The 12,222-nt window shown below is 34.2% G+C and carries 12 protein-coding genes and 1 tRNA gene; 9 read left to right on the top strand and 4 right to left on the bottom strand.

The genetic code is table 11. The features are described from left to right. Positions 1-76: 76 nt before the first annotated feature. Positions 77-2,227: an RICIN domain-containing protein gene (locus ACRBBL_RS12575; protein ID WP_431369408.1), complete on the top strand. Its 2,151-nt coding sequence runs from the start codon at positions 77-79 to the stop codon at positions 2,225-2,227. Positions 2,228-2,660: 433 nt separating this feature from the next. Here ACRBBL_RS12575 and ACRBBL_RS12570 read toward each other — a convergent pair. Then, positions 2,661-2,735: transfer RNA gene (locus tag ACRBBL_RS12570), tRNA-Pro, on the bottom strand. 134 nt (positions 2,736-2,869) lie between these two features. Between ACRBBL_RS12570 and udk the strand changes: the two genes are divergently transcribed. Genes udk through scpA form a run of 5 tightly spaced genes read left to right on the top strand, consistent with a single transcriptional unit; the run spans position 2,870 to position 7,939 of the window. Beyond that, positions 2,870-3,478 carry a uridine kinase gene (gene udk / locus ACRBBL_RS12565; RefSeq protein WP_431369407.1) on the top strand — a complete coding sequence of 203 codons (609 nt, stop codon included), beginning with the start codon at positions 2,870-2,872 and terminating at the stop codon, positions 3,476-3,478. Between the two features lie 48 nt (positions 3,479-3,526). Next, entirely contained in the window at positions 3,527-3,835 is a 309-nt protein-coding gene (locus tag ACRBBL_RS12560) for an FtsB family cell division protein (RefSeq protein WP_431369406.1), read from the top strand. Then, positions 3,828-5,192 carry a methylmalonyl-CoA mutase subunit beta gene (locus ACRBBL_RS12555; RefSeq protein ID WP_431369405.1) on the top strand — a complete coding sequence of 455 codons (1,365 nt, stop codon included), beginning with the start codon at positions 3,828-3,830 and terminating at the stop codon, positions 5,190-5,192. The genes ACRBBL_RS12560 and ACRBBL_RS12555 overlap by 8 nt, the downstream gene beginning before the upstream one ends. Further along, positions 5,185-5,808: a hypothetical protein gene (locus ACRBBL_RS12550; protein WP_431369404.1), complete on the top strand. Its 624-nt coding sequence runs from the start codon at positions 5,185-5,187 to the stop codon at positions 5,806-5,808. The genes ACRBBL_RS12555 and ACRBBL_RS12550 overlap by 8 nt, the downstream gene beginning before the upstream one ends. Before the next feature lies 1 nt (position 5,809). Next, positions 5,810-7,939: a methylmalonyl-CoA mutase gene (scpA, locus tag ACRBBL_RS12545; RefSeq protein WP_431369403.1), complete on the top strand. Its 2,130-nt coding sequence runs from the start codon at positions 5,810-5,812 to the stop codon at positions 7,937-7,939. A gap of 92 nt (positions 7,940-8,031) precedes the next feature. Here the strand turns inward: scpA and ACRBBL_RS12540 are convergent, their stop codons facing one another. Together ACRBBL_RS12540 and ACRBBL_RS12535 are read right to left on the bottom strand one after the other, a co-directional pair. Continuing rightward, on the bottom strand, positions 8,032-8,601 hold the full coding sequence (locus ACRBBL_RS12540) for a hypothetical protein (RefSeq protein WP_431369402.1): 570 nt from the start codon (positions 8,599-8,601) through the stop codon (positions 8,032-8,034). A 457-nt stretch (positions 8,602-9,058) separates the two neighbouring features. Next, on the bottom strand, positions 9,059-9,508 hold the full coding sequence (locus ACRBBL_RS12535) for a hypothetical protein (RefSeq protein WP_431369401.1): 450 nt from the start codon (positions 9,506-9,508) through the stop codon (positions 9,059-9,061). 354 nt (positions 9,509-9,862) lie between these two features. On the opposite strand from ACRBBL_RS12535, the gene ACRBBL_RS12530 reads away from it, so the two are divergent. Both ACRBBL_RS12530 and ACRBBL_RS12525 read left to right on the top strand, forming a co-directional pair. After that, positions 9,863-10,366 carry a hypothetical protein gene (locus ACRBBL_RS12530; protein ID WP_431369400.1) on the top strand — a complete coding sequence of 168 codons (504 nt, stop codon included), beginning with the start codon at positions 9,863-9,865 and terminating at the stop codon, positions 10,364-10,366. A gap of 3 nt (positions 10,367-10,369) precedes the next feature. Then, positions 10,370-10,975: a peroxidase-related enzyme gene (locus ACRBBL_RS12525; RefSeq protein ID WP_431369399.1), complete on the top strand. Its 606-nt coding sequence runs from the start codon at positions 10,370-10,372 to the stop codon at positions 10,973-10,975. Here ACRBBL_RS12525 and ACRBBL_RS12520 read toward each other — a convergent pair. Next, a complete protein-coding gene (locus ACRBBL_RS12520) occupies positions 10,972-11,526 on the bottom strand; it encodes a 1-acyl-sn-glycerol-3-phosphate acyltransferase (RefSeq protein ID WP_431369487.1) in 555 nt (184 codons plus the stop codon). The two genes, ACRBBL_RS12525 and ACRBBL_RS12520, sit on opposite strands and share 4 nt — an antisense overlap. A 302-nt stretch (positions 11,527-11,828) precedes the next feature. Here ACRBBL_RS12520 and ACRBBL_RS12515 point away from each other — a divergent pair, with 302 nt between their 5' ends. Continuing rightward, positions 11,829-12,191, top strand: coding sequence for a hypothetical protein (locus ACRBBL_RS12515; RefSeq protein ID WP_431369398.1), 363 nt, complete (start codon positions 11,829-11,831; stop codon positions 12,189-12,191). Positions 12,192-12,222: the final 31 nt, after the last annotated feature.

The following is a 12,222-nucleotide window of genomic DNA, read 5'->3' as shown; positions in this document are numbered from 1 at the left end:
GGAAATCATAAAATTGGCAACGTTTTTGAAAATATATAACTCTATATTTACAACACCGAATATTTAAATTTTCCCGATGATCACATTTTCACATACGTTAAAACGCTATTGCTTTACGCTACTATTTTGCATAATTTCTATACAAGTATATGCCCAAAATCCTGTTACAAAAGGACAATGGTATATTATTGAAAGTTATCAAAAAAATCATGTATTACAAGTGCAAGCACCGTATGAAAATAATGGTATTGCAATAACTTTGGCTAAGCGAACAAATCAAAACAATCAACTTTTTAGGTTTGAAGAAGTTGGAAATGGTTTTTATATAATTAGATCCAAACAACATAATAAAGTATTTGATATTCGCGGCGGAAGTAGAGAAGATTATTCCATACTACAAGTATGGGATATGGCAAATGTTGAAAATCAAAAATTCAAACTAAATCTTGCCACAGGTAATGGACATTATTATATCAATGCAAAGCACAGCAATAAATCATTGGTTGTAGATGCAGGTTATCCTATTGGAAGTACAATTAAACAAAAAAGTGTTAACGGACTTTCCAATGCGATGTTTAAATTTATTCCACAAAAATCTATAAAACCTACGCCAAGTCCAGTAAACATAACCAAACAACCAAAGTTAATTTCCCCAGTTACAGGACAAGTTATAGAAAATAAAAAAGGAGTTATAATTAAGTTTAGCTGGGAAAAAGTTCCAAATGCTACTCAATATCAATTATATGTAGAGCACAAAAACAAAAAGGACAAACTTTTAAATTCGTTATTCAACGAAAACTATTATAATTTCACCTTGACAAAAGCTATTGATGCGTCGTTGGCAAAAGATGCTTGGGGATGGTGGGTTCGTGCAAAAGTTGGAAATACTTGGGGAAAATGGAGCAAACCGAATACTTTGTATTTTAAAGATTCAAAACCTACGCCTGCAATCGTGACACTAAATTCACCACAAACAAATGCAACCTTAGCAAACGGACAAGAAAATAACAGTACAAAATACAGTTGGAATTTTGATTGGACAGATACTCCAAACGCACAGCAATATGAAATTCTTGTGTCACATCCTTCCAATGCTGGAAAATCATTTCGAAAAACGGTTTCAACATCAGAATATAAATTAGTACAACGAAATCATAGAACAAGTGCCGAATTATTAGGTTGGAGTTGGAAAGTAAGACCCATCGTAAATGGCGCGTATGGACAATGGTCAACTACTAGGAAATTTACTGTAGATCAACCTGGAAAACAAGCAAAACCTACACCAAGTATGGATTTTGTAACGCAAAGTAAAAACAGTTTTTCAAAAGTTTGGAAAAATAAACACTTCGCTAAAATTTCCAATAAAATTAGTTCTAAAAATACGTTAGGCGGATACAACATGAATTCGAAGAAATTTGCAATGAATGCTACCAATACAGATTGGCATGTTCGCTCTATTGGAAACAATACGTTTCTGTTGCAAGTATTCATCAATGGAAAATTTTGGTCGCTTGCTGCTGCAAATGATAATAAAGGAAATGTAATTCTTGCCAACAATAATAAAAATGATACGTTTCAACAATGGGAAATTACACAGCAAACCGATGGCTATTATAAAATAATAAACATAGGTATGAAACAAGAAAAATATAGAATTGATGACACCTTATTTTACGATTCAAAAAATAATGACTTTTTCGTTTCCAAATGGCAAGAAGGAAAAACGGCAAATGGACTTTGGTATTTTGACGCCAAACAACAGATTAAAATCAAAAACGATCCGCTAGAAAATAGAAGCTTTAAAATATCATCTGTAGTGAATAATAAACAAATATGTTTAGGATATGTATGGACTTCTGACGCAACTGGACATAATGAATTAGGGTTTTGCAATAACAACGATAAAAGTACATTATTTAGTTTTCAAAAGACACTACGCAACACCTATCTAATCAAAGTAAGAAAATTATCAAGTAAGGATGAATGGAATTATTTAAAGGGTGATCTTGGAGAACAAGAAATTGAACGTCACAAAGATGCTCCTATCATCAAAGAATATGGTTTCGAATGGAATATTATAAATCGAGGAAACGGGCAATATATGATTGTTAATGTAGATTCAGGAAAGGCCATTGAACTCATACAACGTTCAAATGGGTTTCCAAGAGAATTTATCGAATTTAAAACCGCAACAAATAAAAGAGCTCAATATTTTAGGTTGAACTAAATTTTTTTTAGCTATTAGATAGTAAAAGTTAGGATTACTACGTGATCCTGAGTATGGAGTCGTTGCAAATTTTAAAGTCTTAACTCGCCATGCGAGTTTAGTCCTTTTTTTGTATGCATATATTTTTGAGCAAGCCTAATTATTGCAAATTTTAGGATTACTGCGTGATCCTGAGTATGAGGTCGCTGCAAATGTAAAGTCTTAACTCGCCATGCGAGCTTAGTCCTTTTTTTGTATGCATATATTTTTGAGCAAGCCTAATTATTGCAATTTTTAGGATTACTGCGTGATCCTGAGTATGAGGTCGCTGCAAATTTTAAAGTCTTAACTCGCCATGCGAGCTTAGTCCTTTTTTTGTATGCATATATTTTTGAGCAAGCTCAACATATATGCATACAAAAAAAGTCCTGCCAAAGGCAAGACTTTTTATTTGTCGGGGTGGCAGGATTCGAACCTGCGACCTCCGCGTCCCAAACGCGGCGCGATAACCGGGCTACGCTACACCCCGAATAGGTTATCCAAAATTGGATTGCAAATATAAGGCTTTTATCGAAACACAAAAGCAAAAACTATTTATTTTTAAAAAATAAATTCATTGAATAATTTACTTAATTTTGCAGCATCTAAAAAAACACGAAATATATGCTCATTATAGGTATTGGCGGAGGAACTGGAAGTGGAAAAACCACAGTAGTAAACGAAATTATAAAACAATTACCCGAAAATGAAGTTGGAGTCATCTCACAAGACTCTTACTATAACGATACTTCACACTTAAATTACGAACAGCGTACAAAAATCAACTTCGATCACCCACGGTCTATTGATTTTGATTTATTGTGTGAACATTTAAAAGAATTAAAAAAAGGAAACGAAATAGATCAACCTGTGTATTCGTTTGTAAAACACAATCGTACAGGCGATACCATTCACACATTACCAAGAAAAGTAATGATTGTGGAAGGAATTTTAATTTTAACAAATCCTGAGCTACGTAAAATGTGTGACATCAAAATATTTGTTCATGCAGATTCAGACGAACGTTTAATCCGAAGAATAAAACGAGATATTACACAACGTGGACGCGATATTGACGAAGTATTAGCCAGATATCAAAACACGTTGAAGCCAATGCACGAACAGTTTATTGAGCCTACAAAGGAGTTTGCAGATATCATAATTCCAAACAATCGATACAATACGGTAGCCGTAGATATTGTACGAACAATTATTAGTGAACGATTATCCTAATATTTAGTACATTTACAGTAGTAAAACCCTAGTATCACGCATCTAAGTATGAAATTATCTATATTCAAAAATATATACATCATCATTTCAGCAATATTTATTGTATGGATGCTATTTTTAGATGCAAATTCATGGTTTTTTACACATCGAGAGCTTAACAAGCAAATTGAACTTTTAGAAGAACAAAAAGCAAACTTGCAACAAGCCGCTGGAAAAGATAATAAGAGTATTCTAAAATTTTCAAGCTTTGAAGAACTTGAAAAATTTGCCCGCGAACACTTTTTTATGAAAAGAGAAAATGAAGTCATTTACATTATAGAATACGAGGATAGCCTAAAAACAAACACCAATGAGTAAATCATTATTTCACGAATTTGATGCTGTTTCTGCGGCACAATGGAAACAAAAAATACAAGTCGATTTAAAAGGTGCTGATTATAATCAAACCTTAGTGACAGCAACGCACGAAGGTATAGATATTACACCTTTTTATCACAGTGAAAATTTTGGTGCTACGCAATCTATCGCAACAAAAACAACCAATTGGAAAATTACACAACACATTGTAGTTACAAATGCTATCGAAGCAAATTCTATGATTAAAGATGTGTTGGCAAGAGGTGCAGAAAGTGTTGTTTTACGCATTGCAAACGAGCAAGTTTCTATTTCTGAAATGCTTGTCGATATTGATGTACAAACAGTTCCTATTCACATTGAGATGGACTTTTTATCGGTTTCGTATTGTTCTAGTATTCACGCTTTCGCGAAAGAAAACGCTGCAAACATCACCATTGGAGTTGATTTGATAGGAAACTTAGCTTCCACAGGAAATTGGTTTGACAATCTTACAAAAGATCATGAAGCGTTAGGACAAATCTTAAAGTTTGATGGTTTTAAAAGTGCATTGACTATTCGCATAGATATTTATCAAAATGCTGGCGCAACAATGGTGCAACAACTTGCATACGCACTCGCACATGCCAATGAATACTTAAATCATTTTGGTACAAACATTACAAATACAATCACGTTTAACGTAACGGTTGGTACACATTATTTCTTTGAAATTGCCAAACTAAGAGCACTACGTCATTTATGGAGTGTGTTGGCAAAAGAATACAATGTAAACCAAGATTGCATTGTGATTGCTTCGCCTTCAAAACGTAACAAAACATTGTATGATTATAATGTAAACATGTTACGAACAACGACAGAATGTATGAGCGCCGTTTTAGGTGGTGCAGATTTTGTGTACAATCTTCCGTACGATGCATTGTATCATACTGCAAATGAATTTGGCGATCGTATTTCAAGAAATCAGTTACGTATTTTAAAAGACGAAAGTTATTTTGACAAAACAGACAATCCTACAGAAGGATCGTATTATATAGAAAGTATCACACAGCAATTAGCCGAAAAAGCCTTGATTCTTTTCAAAGATATTGAAGCCAATGGCGGATTTCTACATCAGCTAAAAGCAGACACCATCCGACGTAAAATCAAAGAAAGTGACGCCAAAGAGCAAGCATTATTTGACGAAGGAAAAGAAGTACTGCTAGGAACTAATAAATATCCAAATCCAGAAGATCGTATGAAACACGATTTGGAAATTACACCTTTTTCAAAAGATGAAGTTCAAAAGGTAGTAGTCATTCCAATTGGTGTAAGACGCTTGGCAACTAAAATAGAAAAAGAACGACTTAAGAATGAATAGAGCTATCTACATTATCATACTCAGTTTTTTCTTCATTCAATGTGGAAACGACAAAGGCAAATCAGTATCTTACACAGATGTACCTGGAAAATATATTCACTTAGAAACTGAAAATATTTATCTTTTTGTACCAGAAAAAGTAAAACTATTTTCCATTAATGAATACAAGGAATTTATCAATACTATTGAAGATTCTAGAATTCGAGAAGCGGAACGTGCTCGCTATTTAAACATGAAATATGGTATTGAAAACACCTATGTCATGCGAAGTGAAGATCTAGAACTCGATATTACGTATATGTCAATTCCATACATTAGAATTGATCAATCAGTTTCACAAATGTTGCTTAAACTACTCAACAGACAACACAAAGCAAATGGGCGAATATTAGGTTTAGAAAGTTCTTTTAGCCGAGCAGGAATTATAAAAAAAGGACATGATCGAATTTTTAGAGCCATCTTTTTATATAAAGGAACCGACTTATTAACTGGCGAAGACGCACAATTTTACACCTACTTTTATGTGATAAACAGAAACGGGAAAACATTTGTACTAGGCTTCAATTCGAAAAAAGCGTATGATTTTGATTCGTACGTTCAAAAAATCAGATTATAAAATGAGCAGAAAAAATCTTCAACATATCACACTTGACAGCGTTACGAAAACGTTTGAAAAATCAGAAGCTTCTGCCCCATTTACTACAGCAGAAGATATTGAAGTAAAAACTTCGTATAGCAAAGAAGACATTCAAAATATAGAGCACCTTGATTTTGTTGCTGGAATTGCGCCAAATCTTCGCGGTCCATATTCAACAATGTACGTTCGCAGACCTTGGACCATTCGGCAATACGCAGGATTTTCTACCGCTGAAGAGAGCAATGCCTTTTACAGAAGAAACTTAGCAGCAGGACAAAAAGGATTATCGGTTGCATTCGATTTAGCAACACATCGTGGCTATGACAGCGATCATGAACGTGTTGTTGGTGATGTTGGAAAAGCAGGAGTTGCTATTGATTCGGTAGAAGATATGAAGATTCTTTTCGATCAAATCCCATTAGATAAAATGTCTGTTTCCATGACAATGAATGGCGCCGTTTTACCAATTATGGCATTTTATATTGTGGCTGCTGAAGAACAAGGTGTATTGCCTGAAAAATTAGCTGGAACAATTCAGAATGACATTCTAAAAGAATTCATGGTGCGTAATACCTATATTTATCCGCCAACACCATCGATGAAAATTATCTCTGATATTTTTGAATATACATCGGCAAACATGCCAAAATTCAACAGTATCAGTATTTCTGGATATCACATGCAAGAAGCTGGCGCAACCTGCGATATTGAGCTTGCATATACCTTAGCAGATGGTTTGGAATACATTCGAAAAGGACTTGCAGCAGGAATGGATATTGACACCTTTGCTCCTCGCCTTTCTTTTTTCTGGGCAATTGGAATGAATCATTTTATGGAAATTGCCAAAATGAGAGCCGCAAGAATGTTGTGGGCAAAATTGGTAAAACAATTCAATCCAAAGAATTCAAAATCATTATCCTTGCGTACGCATTGTCAAACAAGTGGTTGGAGTTTAACGGAACAAGATCCGTTTAATAACGTTGCAAGAACCTGTATTGAAGCGGCAGCGGCTGCTTTTGGCGGCACACAAAGTTTACATACCAATGCCTTGGATGAAGCCATTGCGTTACCAACTGACTTTTCTGCACGAATTGCACGTAATACACAAATTTACTTGCAAGAAGAAACCAAAATCACCAAAACGGTTGATCCTTGGGCAGGAAGTTATTATGTGGAGAAATTGACGCATGAAATCGCGAATAAAGCAATGCAACTTATTGAAGAAGTAGAAGAACTTGGTGGAATGACCAAAGCTATTGAAGCTGGAATTCCTAAGATGCGCATTGAAGAAGCTGCGGCACGTAAACAAGCACGAATTGACTCTGGACAAGATGTAATTGTTGGTGTCAATAAATACAGATTAGAAAAAGAAGATCCTTTACATATATTAGAAGTAGATAATCAAACCGTTCGAAATGCGCAATTGGCACGTTTGGACGAATTGAAAAAGAACCGAAATGCTTCAGAAGTTACAGAAGCATTAAACAAACTAACTGCAGCTGGAAAATCCGGAGAAGAAAACTTATTAGCTTTAGCAGTTGATGCAGCTCGTAAACGTGCAACTCTGGGGGAAATCTCGGATGCACTAGAAACCATTTTCGGAAGATACAAAGCACAAATCAAATCATTTTCAGGTGTGTATAGCAAAGAAATTAAAGACGATAGTTCGTTTCAGAAAGCAAAAGAATTGGCCGCAAAATTTGCAGAGTTAGAAGGTCGTCAACCGCGAATTATGATCGCAAAGATGGGACAAGACGGACACGATCGTGGTGCAAAAGTAGTTGCCACAGGATATGCGGATGTTGGTTTTGATGTAGATATTGGACCATTGTTTCAAACACCTGCCGAAGCTGCCAAACAAGCTATGGAAAACGATGTTCACATTTTAGGTGTTTCTTCTTTAGCTGCTGGACATAAAACCTTGGTTCCGCAAGTAATTGCCGAATTAAAGAAATACGGTCGTGAAGATATTATGGTTATTGTTGGTGGTGTAATTCCACATCAAGATTATGATTTCTTATTTGAAGCTGGTGCAGTTGCCGTTTTCGGTCCTGGAACCAAAATTAGCGAAGCTGCCATTCAGTTGTTAGAGATTTTAATCGACGAATAATTCACACAAAAAAGACTGCCTTAAACTATTTTAAGACAGTCTCTTTTTAATTCCATTTTCAGGAATCAGTTCACGGGTATTTTTATTTTGAATTAGAATACGCCTACTGCTACTGCATCAGTATTACTAATATCTGTTTTAGTACATTCCCCTCCATTTGCACAAGGAGAACAATATGGTAAATCGTGGTTATCACGATCATATTTCACCGCACACCCTGTAGATTCATGGGAACAATCGGTAGTTGTACAGGTTATTTTACGTGAAGCTACGATTGCATGCGAAGCTCCTGACGCCAATTTCCCGGGTGATTTTATGATTTTTGCATAAAATGAGGTACGATATGTTTCCCCTTCAAACATTAAATTATAATCCTCACCAATAGCTGCAACATACACACTTGTATACTTTTCGTTGATATTGGCATGTTTTTTCATGTTTCCGCTGAGTGTATTCAACGCTTTTTTGGTATCGAAAGTTAGGTATGGCATTCCATCTTTTATGTATCCAATTTCTACCCAATCGGCATCTATTGTAGGTAACTTAAATTTTGCTGTATTTTCATCATCTGAATTTGTTGCTGTTTGATCACTGGTGCAGCCAGTTAGCAAAAAGGCTAACGCAAGAACAATCACTGGTAAGTTTTTTATTATTTTTTTCATGGTTTTTTGGTTATTTTCTATCCTTTAGATAGAACGAGGTTGGCATCCAACTCACTACGCAGTTACAGAATATAATTAAAGCTCGGAATGTATTTTTTAGTTTTACTTGGTGTTTAAAATTCAATTCACCATTTTTCATAATTGTGAGGTGTCAACACACGTTTCAAATGACATTTATAACGATTTACGTGCGATACAGGAAGAGAGTTTTCTATTTTAAACACAATCAAATCTCGGGAATCTTAAAATCTGATTACTTCTAAAAGTACAAAAAAATACACTAATAATCAAATACTTACAAATGAATTCACAGTCAGAAACTTAAAATAAAACGATTTTTTTATTTTGAAAATGTTGCTTTTAGTGAAGATATTAAGACGTTTTCTGCATTAAAATTTCAGATCAGAAATATGAAGTTTATATTTTGAACCTGTTTGCAAATTATTTGGGGTTTTGATTATTTCCCATACCAATCTATTTCAAATTCTTTTAAAATAGAATCGATTGGTTTGTTTGTATGAAGTGTTTTGAATAATTCGGTTTCATGTCTACTTTGCTTTCCTCCACCAACTCGTATCAAGGCATCTATATAGCGAACAAAATCTTCAGATTCGTCTCCAAATCGATTTCCAATGATAATTTTCTTCTTTACAGGATATACGCCACTTCGTACACGTAACGCTTGCTTTGCTGAAAAACCAACCGTTACAAAACCGAATTTATCAGCCAATTCATATGCAATTTTAGGAACACCAGAATTTGTATAACCACTTACAATTTCAATAGTTACATCTGCATGTTCTTCTTTTATTTTCTGAAATTCGTCTTGTAAAATCTTATACGCAGCTTTTTCGTCAAATTGATTTCTGCTAAATCCTACAATTCCATATTTTAGTATTGGCTTCACTTTTTATATTATTTATTTAGCGTCAAAATTACACAAATAATTTTCATAAGCAAATTTGATTGTGAAATTTAGTAGAAACCCAACATAGACATGTCTATTATAAACTAAACATTAATATTTTAGCAAAAAATGTCGAATCGAGCGCAGTCGAGATTAAATAAAAACAAAATAATTTCAAAGCTTCTCGACTGCGCTCGAAGTGACAACTGTTAATTTTATTAGATTCAATAGTTATACTTAGCAATTTCTTACATCGAACTCACAATTATTTATCATTTTACATTGCTAACAGTAGTTTCTTTGTTTGTTTTTATATTTTCGTTCGACTGAATCTTATATCTTAAAACCAATCCGATGAAAAAAATACTTGTGATTACCGTTTTTATGTTGAGTTTCAGTTGGCTATCTGCACAAAATATGGACAATACCAAACTAGGAAAATTGTTAACAAAACATGCTGATACCATTCAAGGACAAGCAGGAAATTGGCGCTTTGCAATTAATGATAAATTGTTTATTTGTTTGACCGATTCAACCAATAACCGAATGCGCATCATTTCGCCAATCACAGAAGTTTCAAATGTAGACGAGAAGATGCTTAGAAATTGTTTAACAGCAAACTTCCACACAGCTTTAGATGTGAAATACGCCATTTCTGATGATGTTCTTTGGTCTGTGTTCATTCATCCTTTAAAAGAACTTTCAGATGCACAAGTAATTGATGCCATCGCACAAGTATACAATGCCAATTACACCTTTGGAACTATATATTCAAGTACTAATTTATCGTTTCCAGGCGCTATTGGACAGGAAAAAGAGAAACCGAAAGAAATTAAACTTAAAAAAAGAAAAATATAATTCATGAGTTGGATACACATTATTCCGTTTGACAAAGCTACAGGAAAACTTAAATCGATTTACAACAAAATAAAAGGTCCAAACAATCAGATTGATAATGTTTTGGGAATTCACAGTTTGCGTCCGCACACGCTGACGGGACACATGAGTTTATACAAAAATACGTTACACCATTCCAACAATACATTTCCAAATTGGTTTTTAGAATTATTAGGCACCTACACGAGTTTCATCAATAAATGTGATTATTGTTATGAACATCATTTTGCAGGCATGAAACGTTTTTTAAACGATGATGCAAAGGCAGACGCAATCAAACAACATATTGAAAATAACACGTTGGCTAGTATTTTATCTGAAAAAGAAATGTCGTTAGTAAATTATGCTCAAAAGTTAACGTTCGCTGCCGCAGATTTGACACGCGATGATATTGATATACTTCGCAGTTTCGGTTATGACGATGGCGAAATATTGGAAGTCAACCAAGTAGTTGCTTACTTTAATTATGCTAACAGAACTGTGTTAGGTTTAGGCGTAACTACTGCTGGCGAAGTTTTAGGTTTATCACCAAGTAATAAAGATGATGAAGCTTCTTGGGATCATCGTTAAGCTTTATAGCCAAAACTTTTTTCAGGAACTTTTCCAACAACACCTTCAAAAAACTTATAGATATAAGCGAAGTCCGCTTTCATATCGTCTGTTGGGTAAAATAACTTATCAATTTTGATTTCCTTTCTTCCAAAATCAAAGGCTACCAATGTGATAGGAACTTTAGCTTCTTTCGCGATGTAATAAAAACCTGTACGAAGTTCGTTCACAAGTTTGCGCGTTCCTTCTGGTGCTAGCGCAAGTCTAAACTCTTCTTTTCCTTTAAATACGGCTGCTATAGCTTGTACTTTGTTTTGACCTGGTGTTCTGTCTATTGGTGCGCCACCTGTCCAACGAAAATACCATCCAAACGGAAAACGAAATAGCGCTTTTTTTGCTACATAATTAATTTTTGTTTTGGTAATACTGCGAATCATTAAACCAACGTAGAAATCATGCCAACTTGTATGTGGAGCAACTGCAATGACTTGCTTTTTCACTTCTTTGGAAAATGAACCATTAACCTTCCAACCCATAAGTTTGAAGTAAATGAATTTATATATTGCTCGCATCATTTGGGGAAACTTTTTAAATTATTATAGCTTATCAATAGGTTTGTAAAGTTAATGAAGTTTCAAGAATTGAACTATTTAATTGCAACTTTATCTATTTTTTCGATTAATAACATATACACTCGTTTGCTCATTCAAAAGGTGTGTTTACTTATTCTTTGTTTTTTACAGCATTTGTAATGACTAGTTTTAGCTTGCAAAAAACTCTTAGATGCACGACCAAAGAATACTATTCAGTAGCTTTTCTTTTTTCTTCGATAGCGTTTCAGTTATATTTGCAGCAAACCGATAACCAATAATTCATGAAATATAAAATAGTACTACTTTTTGCTATTACACTTCTCTTTCAAAGTTGTTACACATATAAAACTGCAAGTGTTGATACTTTGGAAGTAAAAAAAAGATACTTGATCCAATTAAAACGTGGCGGAAAAGAAGTTGATGGTAAATATGTATCACGCACCAAAGATTCTGTCAAGTTTAGAGTTAATAAAACAAATACTAATTTTCCTGTAAGCGGAATTAAATCTATCAGAAGAAAAAAAGTATCCACAATTATGATTGTAGGAACTGCAACTGCTGTTGCGGTAGGAACTATACTTTTGATTGATAGTTCGAATGACGAAGATGGTGATATTGATGCTATTCCAACTCCAAATAATTAGACAATCTCAAAAATAATGTAACATTTTTCAA

Origin of the sequence: Kordia sp. (assembly GCF_050633145.1) — a bacterium.
In the GTDB taxonomy this organism is placed as follows: Bacteria; Bacteroidota; Bacteroidia; order Flavobacteriales; family Flavobacteriaceae; genus Kordia.
Note: the sequence above shows the minus strand (reverse complement) of the source record. Positions and strands in the feature narration are given on the sequence as shown.